The organism is Pandoraea captiosa (assembly GCF_902459775.1).
In the GTDB taxonomy this organism is placed as follows: domain Bacteria; phylum Pseudomonadota; class Gammaproteobacteria; order Burkholderiales; family Burkholderiaceae; genus Pandoraea; species Pandoraea captiosa.
On record NZ_CABPSQ010000001.1, the window covers coordinates 577,672 to 595,102 of the forward strand.

Consider the following 17,431-nt stretch of genomic DNA (forward strand, 5'->3'; position numbering starts at 1 on the left):
CCATCAAGCCGCGCCTTGCCCGCTGAAGATCTGCACGCACCAGTCGACAAAGGTGCGCAGCGCAGCCGATCGGTAGCGACTTTGTGGATACAGGAGGGAGATGGGTTCGGCAGGTGCGGTGTGGTCTTGCAGGACCTGTTTCAGGCGGCCTTCGGCGATCAGGGCGTGCACCATGTAGTCCGCGCTTCGGATCAGGCCCAGTCCTGCCACGCCGCTCGCGACATACGCCTCGGTGTCGTCGACGGACACTTGCTCCGACATGGCGATCGCGTGCAATTGTCCCGCTTCCCGGAAGACCCATTCGGATGACCGGCCTGTTCTGCTGGACGTGTAACCCACGGCGTGATGCTGGCGAAGATCTTCCAGCGACATGGGTTCGCCGTGATTGGCGAGATAGGCCGGGGATGCGCAGATGAGCCATCGAAAGGTCGTCAGCCGACGCGCGACGAGCGTGGCTGACGGTTGGGGTTCTCCGGCTCGGATGACGCAGTCGAGGCCTTCCTGGACGAGGTCCGAGACCGAATCGCTCAGCCGCAGTCCGACCTCGATGTGGGGGTGTCGTGCGGTGAATTGGGGAAGCGCCGGAATGATGATGCGGCTTGCCAACGAAGGCGTGGTGCTCACGCGGATGGACCCGCGAACCTCCCGCTCGGGCCCGGCGATGGCCTCCTCGGCGCTTTGTACCTCATGCAGGATCAGCTTGCAGCTCTCGTAGTAGCGTTGACCCGCATCGGTGAGGCTCAGCGCGCGAGTGGTCCTGTTCAGAAGTCGCGTGCCGAGATGCGCTTCGAGGTCCTTGATCGTCTTCGTCACCGTGGCGGGCGGGAGCGACAACGTTCCGGCAGCCTTCTTGAACCCATGGGCTTCGACCACCCGCGTGAAAATTTCCATCGCCTGCAATCTGTCCACCACGCTCGCTCTCCCTGTTTTTCGGCTCGTGCGCTCGATATCGGCACATCGCCATATCGCCACATCGCCATATCGCCACATCGCCACATCGCTATATCGGCATTTCGGCGCCAGCGATTCTGTCCGGCGTTCGTCAACCCGTCCAGACCATTCGTGCATCATGAATTCTGAAAACCACGCTTGCGGTCTTATCGCGGCGACCGAATGTCGCCACCATAAGAACGTCGCCGGCCGATCCTGGGCGCGAAATGCGCCAGCGCGTCAACCCATTACACCGACGAATGACGAAGGTTATCAAACAAGGAATTTCACGATGAACGACACGAAGGTCAACATTGAAAACATGATCGTCCTCGGGGCGGGCCAACTCGGCATGGCCGTGCTGCGCGCCCTTGTACCGGCACGTTCGCAACGGCAAACCCCCAAAACGCCGATTACGGTATTGGTCTCGCCGCAGATGATCCATGCACCGTCGTCGCAGGATAGCGAGAACTTGTCGGCGCTTCGCCAACTCGGTGTGGAGATCGTCGCCTTCGATCTCGCGGCCGAGGGCGATGCGCTCACGGACCTGTTCAAGCGATTCCGGACGGTCGTCAACTGCACGGGATTCGTGGCTGGCCCTGGCACTCAACTGAAAATCACCCGGGCGGCCCTGGACGCGGGCGTCGAGCGCTATTTCCCATGGCAGTTCGGCGTCGACTATGACGTGGTCGGTCGCGGCAGCGGACAGCCTGTGTTCGACGAACAGTACGAAGTGCGTCAGTTGCTTCGCGCGCAATCGAAGACCGAGTGGGTCATTGTGTCGACGGGCATGTTTACCAGCTTCCTGTTCGAGCCTGCGTTCGACGTGGTCAATCTCGAGCATGGCACGATGCACGGGCTGGGCAGTTGGGAGACAAAGGTGACTGTGACGACTCCCGAAGACGTCGGCAAGCTCACCACGCATATCCTGCTCGCCGAACCGCGCATCGTCGACGAAGTCGTGTATGTCGCAGGCGACACCATCTCTTATGGTCGGCTGGCCGAGGTGGTGGAGCGGGTCACCGGCCGCACGTTTGAGAAGACGGCGTGGAGCCTCGAAAAGCTGCGCGCGGACCTGAGCGCTGCTCCCGGCGACGTCATGACGCGTTATCGGGCGGCGTTTGCCGCCGGAGACGGCATGTGGTGGGACCGGTCCGCCACATACAACGCGCGCGAGGGGCTTCCCACCGTCGATGTGGAGGCGTACCTGCGCGCGCGGCTGGGCTGACGCGCGGCATGCCGCCGTCGGACCCTCTAGGCGGCGTTGGTAGGACGTGTCGGGGGCGTCTGGCCTCGCAGATGCGATTCGATGTCATCGATGAGGCCGGGCCCGACGGGCGCCCAGTCCAGCTGTTGCCGCGTGATGACGCTCGTCGCGCAGAGGTCGCGCTGAACGAGCTTGCCGAGAAAACCGAAATGGGCGTCGGCTTGGGCGGCAGGGATGGAGACGACCGGAACGTTCAGGCCTTGCCCGATGGTCTGCGCTATCGTTCTGAGCGCAATCCCTTGCTCGCCTATGGCGTGGTAGATGGCGCCATCGCGGTGTGTCTCCAATGCGCGAACGTACACGCGTGCCACGTCGTCGACATGGCACGCGGACCATCGGTTCTGCCCCTCGTCGACGTAGGCAGAAACCTTTAACCGCTTCGCAATATCGATCAGGAACGTCACCAGACCTTGTCTCACGGTGCTGTGAACCTGCGGCAGACGGATGACGTTCACATGGACCCCGTGCTCCCTCAACGACAGGGCCGTTTGTTCGGAGACCCGCGGTGTCGAAGGGATCGAAGGTGCAAGCGTCACCTCGGTAATCGGCGTGGTGCGGGCGTCCACGGGCAAGCCGGTACTGACGATGAGGGCGCGATCGGTGCCTGCCAACAGCTCGCCAAAGACCGCGATGACGCGCGCGTCGAGCTCGGCATTCTCGCGAAACCTCGAGAAGTCGTGGTCGAAAGCACAGTGGATCACAGCGTCGGCGGCCATCACGCCAGCGCGAATGCTGTCCATGTCCTGAAGACTGCCGGGATGGGGCTGTGCGCCCATCGATCGCAAATAATTCGCACCGGCCTCCGAGCGAACCAGTCCAAGCACCTGATGTCCGGCGTTGCGCAGTTGAGGAATCACCGCAGACCCGATGAGTCCGGTGGCGCCAGTGAGAAAAACGCGCATGATTCAATCTCCTTTGTACCGTGCCGAAGTCGGAACGGAACGGAACGGAACGGAACAGAACGATCGACGACGGCGGCAAGGTCGCGCGTCATTTCGTATTGGGTGGGATGACGGGGAGCAGAAGAAACGGTTCCGCGCCGCTATCGAAGTGAAGCGTATTCGTGGTGTCGAAAATATCTGCGGGCCGATCTTCGGCGGCGTTGTGCCGGAACGGCCCGACGCCGGTCATCCGGTGCGCCCCGTGGGCGGCCTGCCCAGTTCCGCGTCCGTGGTCGTAGTCGCGACCGCGCACGTTCAATGTCAATGTGTAACCGGGAGGCACGACAATGCATGTGGGCCAGATCTCGATGTCGAGCACCACCTTTTCACCCGGCGTCAAACGCTGAGTCTCATCGTGGGTGTGATACGGACGATAGGGAAGGCTGCGTTGCGGATCGAGCTTGCGCTGCGAGGCGCGCAACCAGCCAAGCGCCACGGGCACCTGCGGATCGTTCGAACCAATAAACAGCACCTCTTCGCCGTCGGGCGCATAAAGTCGAAGCGCCAGGAAAAGATCCGCGTCCGTGGTGTCGGACGACACGACCAGTCGTGCGGCGATGGGGCCGGTGATTTCCAGCGGTTCCGACGCCGGGGGCAAGGAGAAGAAGAGGCCCTCGCCGCGAGTCTCATAGGAAAGGGGCTTACCTGACACGGGCTCGGTCACGAGGTGCTGTCCGTTCGGATCGAGATAGAAACGCGTCCATTGCGTTCGGGCGAGTGGCCACTCCTGCTCGGCGCGCATCGTGAAGTGTTCTCCCGGATGGCGGATCTGCAGTTGCACCGGTGGCTGGTTGTGCCAACCCGTATCCCGCGCTTGAAGGAAGTGGCCGAAGAAGCGTTTCTGTAAGGTGAGGCCTTCGTTGCGATAGAAGGGCGTGTAATGCGTGTCGCCGTGGACCTCGAGCCACTTCTGGGGCGACGCCGCGGCCAGATAGCCTTCGAAGTTGCCGCGAAGATGCAAGCCCATCCCGCCCCAGTTCCCGGAGGACAACAAGGGCGCGATGACCTGCGCAGGATCCGGGCTGTGTTGGCGATACAGATCGCCGTCCAGTGGTGTTTCTAGTGTCGCCTTGCCGGGGTCGATGCGATTGGCCGCCAACTCGGTTCCGTCCAGCGTAATGGCGCCGGCCACCAGCTCGCCGGTCACGGCACTTCGTGCGCCGCGTTCGCCATAACCGTGCTGTAACGGCACGATCTGATGTGCAAACCACGACGAGAGAAACTGGCAATAAATCCCTCCGTGACGAGCGACATCCCGATAGAAGTCGATACCGCCTTCCCATACGCAAATCGCCGCCAGGTGCGGCGGGCGCAGCGCGGCAGCGGCCCACTGCATCATCGCGTAATAGGAAATACCGTTCAGGCCCACTTTGGCATTACTCCACGTTTGCGAGGCCGCCCACTCGATGCAGTCGTGCAGATCGCGCGCCTGACGCACCGACAGGAGGTCGAGGGTGCCCTGCGAGTTTCCGGACCCGCGGCTGTCCACGCGGACACAGACAAAGCCGTCCGGCACCCATTTTTCAGGATCCACGACCTCCCAGTTCTGATACCTGTTGGTCGTGCCCGAGGCGACCTCTGCGCACGCGGACACCATTTCGTCCCATGCCGCCTTGTAGCCGCTCTGGAACGCTAGTCCTTTCGCGTAGGGGCCGCAGCTCAGGATCGTCGCGTAGCGTCCCGGTTCCACCGGAAGAAAGACGTCGGCGCGCAAGATGACGCCGTCGTCCATCGGGATCGCCGCGTCCCAGATAATGCGCATCCCGTCCGCGCGGGTTTCTCGGGTGAGAACTTCCGTATTCGCTACGCCGTTGCCGCCGTTGTCGCCGTTGCGCATGGCCGTGTCCTGTCTGGAAAGATTTGACGAGCGACCGCGCAGGCGTCGGCCCACGGCAGGCGTGGGCGACGTGCGCGCACATCGCTCGCTGAAGCCCCGCGCATGGCAGGGCGCTCCGAAACAGCCTAGGTCAGACAAATGCCAGTGTCAAGCAGTTGCTTTAATCAAGTGGTTGATTAAATCGAATGGTTGAGGGCGGGCGCCGGGTTGATACAATGCCGCAGGCCACACAAGACCTTCAAGTCCTTGAATACGTCCAACATGAGCACACAGTCCCCGGAACACCCGCCGGTTCGTTGCGAACCGCAGACCACGCGCGAGCGCATACTCAAGGCAGCGGAACTGCTGTTTGGTGAAAGGGGGGTGGACGCTGTGAGCCTGCGGGAAATCACGGCGGCTGCCGGTGTGAATTCTGCGGCGCTCCACTATCACTTCGGCTCAAAGGAAGTTTTGCTCGACGAGCTTTTCCTCGCACGCGCCCGACCGATTGGTGTGCGCCGCGCCGAGCTGTTGTCGAAAGTGCGTCGGGAAAACGGGCGTCCTGTTCTCGAGGATGTGCTGCGCGCGTTTCTGCAACCCGCGCTTGAGGTGTGTGCAGACGATTCTGCCGCTGCATTCGTCAGACTTCGGGCCTGGATCACGTTTCAGCCGGCCCACTTTCGTCAGAACCTGCTCGGCAGAGCGTTCGACGAATCCACGCAAACGTTCATCGAGATCCTTTCGGAGGCACTGCCGGAAGTGCCCAAAAACGATCTGGGCTGGCGGTTTCACTTCATGCTCGGCGCAATGGTCTACACGATGATCTCGCCAAGACCCCTCGGATCACCACAGCAGGGAACGCTGGGCGCTTCGGAAGCGGCCGAAGCGCTGGATGAGCTCGTCAGATTTTCGGCGGCGGGCCTGCGGGCGGCATGCGGGCCCCGCAAGCCCAGAGCCCGGCGCGCCACAAAAACGTAACCTCATGTCTGACAAGCACCGCTTCTGCGGGCTGAAATAACGTCTGTTCACCGGTGGTCACCGAGTGGCGTTCGCCAGAATTGCGTCGGCAATCACGCGCATGATCCGATCGGCGCGAGTGGCGTGTGACGGTTGTTCGCGAAGCCAGGCGAGCGCCGCGATCAGATCGAACAGTTCTGCGCCATCGAGGTCGTTTCGCGCAACGCCCTGCGTTTGCGCGTGAGCGAGAAGCGATGCCCCTGCGGCTCTGAGCTTGACGCACGACGCATGAAGCGCGGACTCAGGGTCTTCGATCGCAGCCATCATCGGTGCAATGATGCCGCGGTGCGCATGGGTAAACGCAATGGTCTCCTGCAGCCATGACAGCAGGGCATCGTCGGCGGCGCCCGACGTCTCGAGGTCTCTCGCCCTCGCAGCCAACATGTCGAAACTCGACGCCAGCAATGCTTCCAGCAACGCCTCACGCGTCGGAAAGTGGCGGTATAGCGTGCCCAATCCCACGCCGGCTCGTCGCGCAATATCGCGCAATGACGCTTCCGCGCCCTGATCGGCAAAGACCTCCCGCGCCGTCACCAACAATTGGTCGTAGTTCTTCTGAGCATCAGCTCGCATAAATGTTCTTGGAAGTGTTCTTGAAAGCGTTCTTGACAAGCGGAGCACTGCTCCATATATTTGGAGCAGTGCTCCGCTCAAGTTAACGCATTTCTGCGAAAGAGGAAAGTCATGCCCGTCGATACGATGAAGGCTGTCAGGCAACATGCCTTTGGTGGCCCGGAGGTATTGCGTTATGAAGACGCGCCGATGCCCGTGCCGAAGTCTGGCGAAGTGCTGGTTCGGGTTCACGCGATCGGTATCAATCCGCCCGATTGGTATCTTCGCGAGGGGTACAAGATGCTGCCGCCGGAGTGGCGACCGCAGTTGTCGTTTCCGCTGATTCTCGGGACCGACATTTCGGGCGTGGTCGCGTCGGTCGCCGATGACGTCAAAGCGTTCGCCGTCGGCGACGAAGTCTATTCGATGGTGCGGTTTCCCAGCGGGATGGCGGGTGACAGTCGGGCGTATGCCGAGTATGTCAGCGTGCCGGCGTTGGAACTCGCGCGAAAGCCTCGCGGTATCGACCATGTGCATGCGGCGGCGGCACCGATGTCCTTGCTCACGGCCTGGCAGTTTCTGGTCGATCTCGGGCACGAGGAACCGAATCCGTTACAGCCGCATCGGCACGTACCGGTGCCGCTCGAAGGCAGGACAGTACTGGTGAATGGGGCTGCCGGCGGCGTGGGGCATTTCGCGGTGCAGTTGGCCAAATGGAAAGGGGCCCGAGTGATTGCCGTGGCGTCCGGCAGGCATGAGGCAATGCTGCGTGAGCTTGGTGCGGACGACGTGCTGGACTACACAAAGGCGACGCCCGAAACCTTGATTCGCGATGTCGATCTCGTTGTCGATTCGGTGGGCGGGCCCGGCACCGGCCGATTCATTCCGGCCCTGCGTCGGGGCGGCGCGCTTTTTCCGGTGTTCCCCCTGGGATTTTCCGATGCCGAAGCGGCCGCAAAGGCGGGCGTCACGGTGACGACAACGCAGGTGCGATCCAGTGGCGCACAACTTGAAGTGCTTGCGGGTTTGCTGGACGCCGGAACGATTCGCGTCGTGATCGACAGCACTTACGCGCTGGCTGATGCGCAGCTGGCGCACGAGCGGGCGAGCCGGGGGCACATTCAGGGCAAGCTTGTCCTTACGGTTCGGTAGCCGCGGTTGCGACCCACACCTCCGTTCTCATTCACCAAGTCCGAAACGTTTGTGCGCCGGCGTTCACCGCAGGGGACGCGCGACTCATCCCGGGGAAACTCACATGGCCCTCATGCAAGAGGTCGTCGATGACCTGTTCAACAAGCCGCATCTGACGACGCGAGACGCCGTAGGGCGACACTTCACGCCCTCGTTTGAGCAACGTGTCAACGGTGAGTGGAGCGACTTCGACGCGTTCGTCGCCCACATCGATCAATTTCGGCGACGCGTTGTGCGTGCGTGCGTCACGGTGCTGGACGAGTTTTCCGACGGCGAGCGATACGCGGAGCGCCATGTCATCGACCTGCTCACGCAACAAGGCGAGAGGTTCGTTCAGGAGGTGTACATGTTTGCCGAGCGCGACGCCGATGGACGCTTTCGCAGAATCGAGGAGATGACCTTGCCGCTAGGGACGTCATCGAACGCGGAAGTCGCTGATCATGCATGAGGTCCGCGCGAGACGAGTTCCCGAGGTCGCAATGCCGATGCAGCGGCGCAGGCATCGTGATGCCGAAAAAGCACCCGCGCGAACCGGGCGTCGGCATTAGACCAGTCGAGCGAAATGCTGGCATCTGCCGACGTGTTCTCCGACGTGAAGTGCCACGCGGCAGCCCGTCAATTGACGCGGCGGAGTGTCGTGTGCGAGCGTCGTGACGATGATCGGCCCTTCGTCGAGGCGCACTGCGACGCATCGGTGCGGAGGCGGAAAATCGTCGAAATACTGCCGGTGAAACACGACCCAGGAAATGATGGTCCCGAATGGGCGCAACGTGTCCCACTCGGCATGCTCCCCGAGACAATTCGGGCAAATCGGTGCCGGAGGATAGCGCAGGCGGTTGCAGTGCCGGCATCGCTGTAACCGGATTTCGCCGTGGCGCATGGCTTCCCACATCGGCAGATCGTGCAGCCCCTGCACCGGTCTCGAATGTCCCACGTCGGCTCCCGTCAGTGGCCGTATAGCACCGACATCGCCTTACCAGCGACATCCGCGCAGTAATGTACGAAGCGGCAGCCTGCAATTTGCCGCTTGCCGCATTCGCCGCGTAACTGCCGCACAGCCTCGATCTGGTGATTCCAGCCTTGCATGTACGACTCCGAGAGGTGGCCGCCGCTGGTATTGACGGGCAGGCGCGAACCAGGACCAATGCCATCGACTTGCATGAAGCGGGCCGCGTCGCCGGGGGCGCAATAACCATACCCTTCCAGCGCCATCGGCACATGACAGGAAAAGCTGTCGTAGACCTGCAGCGCATCGACCTCGCTCGGGGATACCGATGCCATATCGAACATTCGTCTTGCGGCTTCTTGCTGTGCGCTCAGGTAGAAGTTCGTCAGTCGGGGCTCGAGACTTGTCGCCCCGACGTTAAGGTCGTAACGTCCGATGCCGTGTATGAAGGCGGGCGGGTGGGGCGATCGGCGCGCCTTGTCGGAATGGGTGATGATCAGCGCAACGCCGCCGTCGTTGACGAGGCAATAGTCCAGCAGACGCAGCGGTTCGCAGATGTATCGCGACGCCAGATAATCGTCGATGTGGATCGGCTCGCGCATGATCGCGTTCGGATTCAGGCTGGCGAATTGCCGCTGCGCGACGGCGACTTGCCCGAGATCGCGCGCGGAGAAATTGCGCTCCTGCATGTAGCGCTGGAATGTCATTGCATAGAGTGCGCCTTGCGACGTCAATCCCCAGGGCGCGTGATAGATGTACGACAGGTATTCCGCACCATACGCGGCGTCGGATCCGCCATAACTCACGGCGGCTGAGCGTTGATCGTTGCCGTAGACGAGCGCAATGGTTTCCGCGAGACCAGCGTAAATCACCAGACAGGCTTGCATCACGGCCTGAGCGGCGTCGGCGGCGCCGCCCCAGCGTACGTCGAGTCCGAGGACTTCCGCCATGCGCTCGTACGCCGTGGTCGGGCCGACGATCAGACCGTCGATGTCTTCCCGTGTGAGTCCGGCATCGGCCAACGCGGCTTTGAACGCGAGCGCGCCGTAGCCTGTTGCGTCATTTGGCTTCTCGCCGCGACGGGTGCATTGGTAGTCGGCACGCCAGTCCGTGTGCCCGATGCCGACGATTGCCGCGCATCGCGACAGGCCGCGGACCTCGTCGTTCATACCGATGCCCCTTGCATCCGCCGCCCCCTCGCAGCGCCGCTCTGCAGCAAGGCACTTGCTTCACGTGGGTCATAACCCAGTTCGGCAAGAATGGCTTCGGTATGCTCGCCCAAATCCGGTGGCGCCCGATGTGCCCGTGACTGACTCTCCCGGCTATTGAGCGGCAAGCCGGGGGTGCGAAACCGTCTGCCGGCGCCGTCGCGCATTTCCGCGATCAACTGCAGATGCGCGAGTGCCGGATTTTCCATCAGGTCGTCGTAGCCGCAGACCTTGCTGCACAGAATATCGTTCGCGACCAATGCATCGAGCCAGAATGCGCAATCGCGTGTGCCGAACGTCCGGTTGAGCTCGTCACGCATTGCCGGTCGATGTTTTACCCGAAGACTCGACGTGGCGAATCGCGGGTCGTCGATCAGTTCCTGGCGGTCCAGCAGTTTGCACAGTCGCTGCCACTGGTCGCCGAGATAGGCGGCGACCATGATCCAGCCGTCGCGCGCCGCGAACGCTTCATTCGGGGCCGAATAGGGGGCGGCGCTGCCGGTGCGCAATGGCTGGTCGCCGTCCCCCAGGTAGCCCGTCAGGGAGGGTTGTTGCAAGGCGACGGCAGTGCCGAACAAACTGATATCCAGGTAGCCGCCATTGCCCGTGCGCTCTCGTTCCATGAGTTGCGCGAGGACCCCAACGGTCGCCATGTAGCCGGTGGCGATATCGACGATCGGCGTCTGGACCTTGCCCGGCGCCTGCCCGGCTTCCCCCATGAGCATCATGAGGCCGGACGCGGCTTGCAGAATACCGTCCACACCTGCGCGCGATGCGTATTCTCCTGTCGCCCCGTAGGCGGATACCGAACCATAGACGACCCGCGGATTTTGCGCGCGGACGGCGTCATAGCCCAGTCCGAGCCGATCCGCGACGCCAGGTCGGAAGCTCTCGAGTACGACATCGGCACGGCTTGCGAGACGCATCGCGACGTTGAACCCCGCCGTGGACTTCAGGTCCAGGCAGATGCTCCGCTTATTGCGGTTGAATCCCGCATATACCGCACTGGTGTCCCCGTTGACCCATGGAGGCCCGAGACGGCGGCCATGGTCTCCGTCGGGCGGCTCGACCTTGACAACGTCTGCGCCCAGGTCGCCCAGTAACATCGAGCAGGTCGGCCCCGCGCCGATCCAGGTGAAGTCGACGACATTCAACCCTGAGAGGCTCTCTCTGATCATGCGTGCTCCATACGAGTCATGAGGGAGGTCTACTTGCCGCGGTAGACGGGGGCACGTTTCTGCGCGAACGCGCGGCGGCCTTCGATGCGGTCCTCGCTCGCGTATAGGTGCCCCCATAGCAATTCCTCAATTTCCGCGGCCTCGCCAAACGGCAACGCGTGGCTTTTTTGTGCGAGTCGCTTTGCCGCACGCACTGCCAAGGGCGCATTCGCTGCGATGGCATGCGCGATGTCGAGCGCACGTGGCATCAAGGCTTCCGGTTTGACGACTTCGCTGACCAGGCCCCAACGCAGCGCCCACTCCGCATCGACAATCTGTCCTGTCAACAGGAGTTGCATGGCGACGGGCCGTGGAAGCGAGTGCATCAGTTGCTGAATGCCGGCAACCGCCGGAATCGAACCGATGCGAACTTCCGTCAAGCCGAACCGCGCATTCGTGGATGCGATGCACAGGTCGCAGTTCAGGGCAATTTCCATGCCCCCTCCGATTGCCACACCGTTGACAGCCGCGATGACCGGCTTGCTGATGGCAAGTCGCGCAAAAGAAATGTTGCGGACGTAGAGAGGATGGTGCGCGTCGATATCCCGATCGAAATAGCCTTCGATGAAGCTGCGGTCGCCGGGCAACGTTTCGTGTATGTCGGCGCCCGCGCAAAATGCCTGCTCGCCCGCACCGACGATGATGGCGACCCGGCTTTGCGGGTCCTGATCGAAGGTCACAAGCAACTCACGCAAGCGAACCATGGCCGCCGGCGACAGCGCATTGCGCCGTGCCTGGCGATCGATCGTGATCACCGCAACGCCTTCCGCGCTTTCAAGGTTGACTGTCAAGGCATACCTCTTCGCTTAAGATAGGCGCATCGTAGTGCGGCGCTGCGGCGCGCGTCCAATCATAGGTTTTTGGTGTTTTCGATAAATATTTCACATGAGTCGAATAGCGCTTTACCACCTTGAAACGTTGCTGTGGATCTCCCGACTGGGGACGTTCGGCGCCGCTGCGGAGCGTCTGAATACTACCCAGCCCGCGGTTTCCGCCCGGGTGCGGGAACTCGAAGAGCACGTGGGCGCCAAGCTTTTCCGTCGTGAAGGCCGGCGCATGTTGCTGACATTGCGCGGCCGTGAACTGGTTCAGCGGTGCGAGCCGTTGTGGAATGAGTTGCGCACGACGCTGCTCGCGGCGGAGGGTTTTGCCAGCGCATCGGGCATTGTGCGCATCGGTTGCGGGGAAATCGCTGCGGCCCTCTGGCTGCCCGACATCATTGCCATGCTCAAGCGCGAGCTACCGAGGGTGACACTGGAAGTGTCCGTTGACCTGACGATCGACCTATATCAGAAGGTGGAAGCCGGATTGCTCGACGTCTGTCTGCTGGTCGGCCCGGCGGATAGTCCGCGTTTGATCCGCCGCTCGCTTGGCAAGCTGGAGATGGCCTGGTATTCGGCCAGGACGCTGGAGGCTGGTCGCCCGAGCGGGCAGGACGTGCTCGCGTCTGCCGCATGGTGCCTGTCGAAACCGTCGCATCTTTACCAGGTAATGGTTGACTATCTGAGGGATGCCGGTCTGGGGACGAACAACGTCAACACCTGCAATAACGTGCGGACACTGATCGACATTGTGGCGAGCGGGGCGGGCGTCGGCATCCTGCCCACGGCATTGGTGAAGACGCGACCCGATGCCGATCGACTTGTGACGGTCGATGTTCCTGTGGCACCGGCACCCATCGAGTTTCTTCTCGTCATGCGTCGGGCTGACGACGAGCCCTTGATCTCCGAAATTTACCGCCGTATTGGCGACGCGATTGTCGGCGACAGTTAAGTGATTTCTATGGGAATCCCGAAAATCTGCTGATTGGACCGTGCGATGCCGCGCGCTTTAGCATGAGCGCTTTACCAGGTACCGAGATCTCGCGCGTCATGGTTCGCGCGAATCGAACGATGGGAGAGCCGATGTTGAGTCACACACAGTCAGACAAACCCGATGTGAATGGTGTCGTCGTCGAGCGTGCCGTGCCGGTAACGATGAGCGACGGTTGCCGGCTGATCGCCGACATCTATCGTCCCGCCAGTGGCGGGGTGCCGCTCGACGGACCATTTGCCGTATTGGTCGAGCGAACGCCCTACGGTCGCACGTTGCAACGCTTCATGCAGTTCGGTCAGCTCGCCGCGCAGCGTGGCTACGTGTTCGTGATTCAGGATGTGCGCGGGCGTGGCGATTCGGACGGACACTTCGAGATGATGACAAATCGCCACGACGAAGGACGCGATGGCGCGCAGACGCTGGCGTGGGTCCACGAACAAGCTTGGTGCGACGGAAGAATCGGCACCGTCGGCGGGTCATACAGCGCCGCGAATCAACAGGCCGCCGCGCTGCATCATCCGGCGGGTCTTCGGGCACAGGTATTGCGCGACGCCGGCACCAACTACTACCAGCGTTCGTTCCGAAAGCACGGCACCTTCAATGTCGGTAATACCCTCGCCTGGATTGTGGATCAATGCTCCGCAGGCAAGGAAGCGCAACGTGATCCACGGGTGAGAGCCGAGTTGGAGGCGATGAAGGCCGATCTGGCTTCCTGGACCCACCGGTTGCCGCTTCGGCGAGGAAAGTCGCCGATTGCGCACGCGCCCGAGTACGAGGCGTTGTACTTCAAGATGCTGGAAACGTCTGATGACGAGTCATTCTGGCAGAGCACCGGCCTTCGCATCGAAGGACATTGGGATCGCTATCCGCAGGACGTTGCCGTCATGCTGGTGTCGGGATGGTTCGCAACGCACGCGGCTGCCAACTTCGAGAAATTCAACGCGTTGCGCTCACGCCTGAAGCGGCCCGTCCAGATGATCGTTGGTCCCTGGATCCATAGCCCGACGATGTTGGAAGCGACGCACGCCGGTATCGCCGAGTTCGGGCCGGTCGCTGCGCAGGAGGGGCCCATCAACGAAACATGGCTGTGCTGGATGGACCGCTGGGTGCGCGATGAGGACAACGGTACGGACGAAAAAACGCTGCTCAGGTATTTCGTCATGGGCACGGGCGACGGTCATCTTACCGACGAAGGACGACGCTATCACGGTGGCGAATGGCGGACTTCCCGCGAATGGCCGCTGCCCGAGACGCGTTTTACACCCTATTACCTGGACGCCGATGGGCGGTTGCACACGGACAAGGACACAGGCGCCGGTGGGGTTTCCCGTTACACATTTGATCCGCAAGACCCGTGTCCGGGCATTGGCAGCACCAGCGTGCAGCTCGACGGCTATGCGTCGTTCATCTTGTCGGGGCCGCAGGAGCAGCGCTGTTTGCCTGGACTGGCTGCGTGTCGCGGGAGCGACCGGCCGCTAAAGGAGCGTGCCGATATGCTGGTATTCGATACGCCGGTTCTCGACGAAGCGGTAGAAGTCACGGGGCCCGTCGAACTGAAGCTGTGGGTTTCGACAACGGCCCGCGATACGGATTTCGCCGTGCAACTTGTGGACGTTTATCCGCCCGGTGCGTTGCAACAGGACGAATATCCGCTGCTGATTACAGAGGGCGTGATCCGAATGCGTTACCGCAATGGGCTAACGACGCAGTCGCTGCTCACGCCGGGTGATGTGTACGAAGTCGCCATCGAACTGACGCCGACGAGCAACGTATTCAAGAAAGGCCATCGCATTCGTCTGCAAATATCCAGTTCAAGTTTCCCGCAGTACGACGTCAATCCGAACACCGGCGAACCGATGGGGCTGGATACTCACACGATCAAAGCCACGCAGACGATCTATCACGACGCGAGCCGCCCATCTCATCTGATGCTGCCCATTCAGCCTCGCCGCCTCTGACATTCCCCCCCAAGATGTGCCCATGGGTCCCTGGCCGTGTCGCGCTATTGTGCGACGCGGCCATTGTGTTTCCAATCGGAAGCGCTGCACCCGAAACTGGTCCGGAACCAGCGCGAGAAAGCGCTGAGACTCGCGAAGCCTGTCGCGTCGGCGACCTCGGATAAAGGCACGTTGCCGGCCTCGACCAAGCGACGCGCCGTATCGCAGCGCACCTCCTGCAACAAGATCGAATAGGACAGTCCCTTGTCGGTCAGGCGTCGGTGCAAGGTCCGGCGATTCATCCCGAGGCTCGCCGCGACCCGGTCCGCACTGCCCGTCGATTCACGGAGTTGCTGGCTGATGAGGCGGGCGACCTGAACCTCGAAGTGATCGGGGGCGCCGGAGAGGGCGTGCTCGACCAGACGCTTCGCATGACGACGCAGCACGGCCGAAGAGGTCACTACCTGGCGACTGAGCGCTTCCCGATCGAGGAGGATGCCGCTCATTACCTGGCTATAGCGTAGCTCGCAGCGCATGAAATTGCGCAGCACGGACGTTTGCGTCGGCGGCGAATGCTCGAAGCACACCGCATCGGGATTCCAGTCCGGGCCGATCAGCCAGCGAATCATTTGCACCAGTCCGCACGCACAAAACTCCGACGCCTGAACGGCGGGCAGATTCGACACGATCCGAAACACCATGAACGGCTTGCCGAACCGCAGATCGAGTTCCAGGTGCACGCCGTCGCTGTGGTGATGCTGGCGTGCGGAGATGGTGCGCAACGCGTCGCCCAGCGTTTCTTCTTCACGCAGCAGCAGACTGACCGGCCCATAGTCGGGCACGCCTCGGGCAATGGCGGCGCGAGCGCCGAAATCCGACACCCCTGACGCTGCACACGAAAGATCCAGCAAGCGAATGAACGTGTCGACCGGGATCAGGCGGTCAGGGTTGTCTGCGAAATCGGCGCGCAAACCGACGCTCGCGAGCAACGCCCGGCCGTCGATGCCGACGTCCTTCGCGGCGCTCAGATAACCCAGCAGCGTCGCACTCCTGACGACGGTGGTCCGCATATTTCCTCATCAAGTCGCGTCTGTCCCAAATTGAAAAACGCGTGTCCCGGATTGTCAATTGAAAAAAAATCGACGCTTCTACAGTGGGTCTCGTTCCGAACGTTGTCATGGCACTGACTTCGATCACGAGTTCGGACACAACGAACAAGGAGGAGACAAATGAAGCATTCGGAACAAGGAAAAGAGGCGGCAACGCCGACAGGAGAAGCGATTGTCGCTACCGGGTTGCTCGCCCTGGCGTTTTCGTTCTCCTTCATGGACCGGCAGATTCTGCCGCTGCTGCTCGAACCGGTGCGCGCGGCGTTTGCAATGAGCGACACCGAAATCGGCATGTTGCAAGGCCTGGCATTCAGCGGCTTTTACGCATGCGCCGGTATCCCGCTTGGCTGGATGGTGGATCGTTACCGACGATTTAGCATTGCTGGCGTGTGCGTGTTTGTCTGGGGACTTGCCACGGCCGCGTGCGGCCTCTGTGCGAACTACGGCCAGTTACTCGTCGCGCGCACCGTGACGGCGGTGGGAGAAGCCGGGTGTTCGCCAGCGTCTTACTCGCTGCTGTCCGACATGCTCTCGGGCCGCCGCCTGTTGCGCGCGACCGCGTTCTACAACGCCGGTCCCTATATTGGCGGCGGCATGGCGCTCATTCTGGGTAGCCTCGCGCTTCACTATTTTGCTGCCGCAGGCGGCGCAACCGTCCCCGGAGTTGGACACCTCGACCCGTGGCAAGCCGTATTTCTTGCGGCCGGGCTCCCCGGGCTGATACTCGGTGTGCTCATCTTCATGCTTCGCGAGCCGGCACGGCGCGCCGCGGGTAGCGACGAGACCGATGTCTCGACGCGGGCGACATTACGGGTGTTGTTCGGGTCGTCGCAACTCAAGCTTTACTTTGCGGCCTTTCTCTTCGTCACGTCCGGTTTCTACGTCCTTCTGACCTGGTTTCCCAGTGTGATGATCCGTGGGGGAATGGGGACCGCCGCCACGATCGGCCGTCCGCTTGGCTCGCTCTTCCTCGCCTGTGGCCTTGCCGGGTGCATCCTGGCGCAGTGCCTCGTGCGAAAACTCGACAACCGCGACCTGTTGAGTCCTTTGCTCAGACGTCTGTCGGCAGTGCTCGCTATTCAGCTTCTCTTTATCGCGCTATATGCACAGTTCAACACGAAAGACGCTGCTTATTGGTTCTACGCCTGCGAGGTAGCGAGCTTCGCAATCGTCACCACGTTCATGGCCAGCCCCATCCAGTTAGCCGTTCCGAATCGCATGCGCGGCCGGGTGACGGGCATGTTTCTCCTCTCCAACAACGTATTGGGCGCGAGCCTCGGTCCCGCTGCGGTCGGGATGTTGAGCGACCGGATGAAAGGCAATCCTCAAGGGCTAACGGTGGCGTTCGTGACCGTCCTTGGCGTGTCGGCGGTCGCGGCCACGCTGCTCATGTATCTCTCGTCGACTCGCCGGGCGCATTCACATTGGCCCGAAACCCTGCCGTCGGACGCCGTTGCGCGAAATTCGTAATCGGATCGTGCGGCG

The 17,431-nt window shown here is 61.9% G+C and carries 16 protein-coding genes; 7 read left to right on the plus strand and 9 right to left on the minus strand.

The features are described from left to right. Positions 1–3: 3 nt before the first annotated feature. The gene (locus PCA31118_RS02515; protein WP_217431231.1) at positions 4–912 is read right to left on the minus strand and encodes a LysR family transcriptional regulator; all 909 of its coding nucleotides are present in this window, start codon (positions 910–912) and stop codon (positions 4–6) included. Between the two features lie 310 nt (positions 913–1,222). Here PCA31118_RS02515 and PCA31118_RS02520 point away from each other — a divergent pair, with 310 nt between their 5' ends. Beyond that, positions 1,223–2,158 carry an aromatic alcohol reductase gene (locus PCA31118_RS02520; protein ID WP_150622642.1) on the plus strand — a complete coding sequence of 312 codons (936 nt, stop codon included), beginning with the start codon at positions 1,223–1,225 and terminating at the stop codon, positions 2,156–2,158. A 26-nt stretch (positions 2,159–2,184) separates the two neighbouring features. On the opposite strand, the gene PCA31118_RS02525 is transcribed toward PCA31118_RS02520, so the two are convergent. After that, entirely contained in the window at positions 2,185–3,099 is a 915-nt protein-coding gene (locus PCA31118_RS02525; RefSeq protein ID WP_150622644.1) for an SDR family oxidoreductase, read from the minus strand. Positions 3,100–3,187: 88 nt separating this feature from the next. Next, positions 3,188–4,975, minus strand: a complete 1,788-nt coding sequence (locus tag PCA31118_RS02530) for a CocE/NonD family hydrolase (protein ID WP_150622646.1) — start codon at positions 4,973–4,975, stop codon at positions 3,188–3,190. A 261-nt stretch (positions 4,976–5,236) separates the two neighbouring features. Here PCA31118_RS02530 and PCA31118_RS02535 point away from each other — a divergent pair, with 261 nt between their 5' ends. Then, positions 5,237–5,932, plus strand: coding sequence for a TetR/AcrR family transcriptional regulator (locus tag PCA31118_RS02535; RefSeq protein WP_150622648.1), 696 nt, complete (start codon positions 5,237–5,239; stop codon positions 5,930–5,932). Between the two features lie 57 nt (positions 5,933–5,989). On the opposite strand, the gene PCA31118_RS02540 is transcribed toward PCA31118_RS02535, so the two are convergent. After that, the gene (locus PCA31118_RS02540) at positions 5,990–6,544 is read right to left on the minus strand and encodes a TetR/AcrR family transcriptional regulator (RefSeq protein ID WP_150622650.1); all 555 of its coding nucleotides are present in this window, start codon (positions 6,542–6,544) and stop codon (positions 5,990–5,992) included. A 111-nt stretch (positions 6,545–6,655) separates the two neighbouring features. On the opposite strand from PCA31118_RS02540, the gene PCA31118_RS02545 reads away from it, so the two are divergent. Continuing rightward, complete coding sequence (locus PCA31118_RS02545) at positions 6,656–7,675, plus strand: NADP-dependent oxidoreductase (protein ID WP_150622652.1); 1,020 nt, start codon at positions 6,656–6,658, stop codon at positions 7,673–7,675. 103 nt (positions 7,676–7,778) lie between these two features. Next, entirely contained in the window at positions 7,779–8,162 is a 384-nt protein-coding gene (locus tag PCA31118_RS02550; RefSeq protein ID WP_150622654.1) for a nuclear transport factor 2 family protein, read from the plus strand. A gap of 96 nt (positions 8,163–8,258) precedes the next feature. Here the strand turns inward: PCA31118_RS02550 and PCA31118_RS27580 are convergent, their stop codons facing one another. Genes PCA31118_RS27580 through PCA31118_RS02570 form a run of 4 tightly spaced genes read right to left on the minus strand, consistent with a single transcriptional unit; the run spans position 8,259 to position 11,876 of the window. Continuing rightward, positions 8,259–8,606, minus strand: coding sequence for a Zn-ribbon domain-containing OB-fold protein (locus tag PCA31118_RS27580; protein WP_425495319.1), 348 nt, complete (start codon positions 8,604–8,606; stop codon positions 8,259–8,261). Positions 8,607–8,659: 53 nt separating this feature from the next. Next, positions 8,660–9,829, minus strand: coding sequence for a thiolase family protein (locus tag PCA31118_RS02560; protein WP_150622657.1), 1,170 nt, complete (start codon positions 9,827–9,829; stop codon positions 8,660–8,662). Next, a complete protein-coding gene (locus PCA31118_RS02565) occupies positions 9,826–11,046 on the minus strand; it encodes a CaiB/BaiF CoA transferase family protein (RefSeq protein WP_150622659.1) in 1,221 nt (406 codons plus the stop codon). Before PCA31118_RS02565 ends, PCA31118_RS02560 begins: the two co-directional genes overlap by 4 nt. A gap of 29 nt (positions 11,047–11,075) precedes the next feature. Beyond that, on the minus strand, positions 11,076–11,876 hold the full coding sequence (locus PCA31118_RS02570; RefSeq protein WP_150622661.1) for an enoyl-CoA hydratase/isomerase family protein: 801 nt from the start codon (positions 11,874–11,876) through the stop codon (positions 11,076–11,078). Positions 11,877–11,970: 94 nt separating this feature from the next. On the opposite strand from PCA31118_RS02570, the gene PCA31118_RS02575 reads away from it, so the two are divergent. Then, entirely contained in the window at positions 11,971–12,858 is an 888-nt protein-coding gene (locus tag PCA31118_RS02575) for a LysR family transcriptional regulator (RefSeq protein ID WP_150622663.1), read from the plus strand. Between the two features lie 131 nt (positions 12,859–12,989). Next, positions 12,990–14,858 carry a CocE/NonD family hydrolase gene (locus PCA31118_RS02580; RefSeq protein ID WP_174990306.1) on the plus strand — a complete coding sequence of 623 codons (1,869 nt, stop codon included), beginning with the start codon at positions 12,990–12,992 and terminating at the stop codon, positions 14,856–14,858. A gap of 44 nt (positions 14,859–14,902) precedes the next feature. Here the strand turns inward: PCA31118_RS02580 and PCA31118_RS02585 are convergent, their stop codons facing one another. Beyond that, entirely contained in the window at positions 14,903–15,907 is a 1,005-nt protein-coding gene (locus PCA31118_RS02585; RefSeq protein WP_150622667.1) for an AraC family transcriptional regulator, read from the minus strand. A 159-nt stretch (positions 15,908–16,066) separates the two neighbouring features. Between PCA31118_RS02585 and PCA31118_RS02590 the strand changes: the two genes are divergently transcribed. Then, positions 16,067–17,416, plus strand: coding sequence for an MFS transporter (locus PCA31118_RS02590; protein WP_150622669.1), 1,350 nt, complete (start codon positions 16,067–16,069; stop codon positions 17,414–17,416). Positions 17,417–17,431 lie beyond the last annotated feature (15 nt).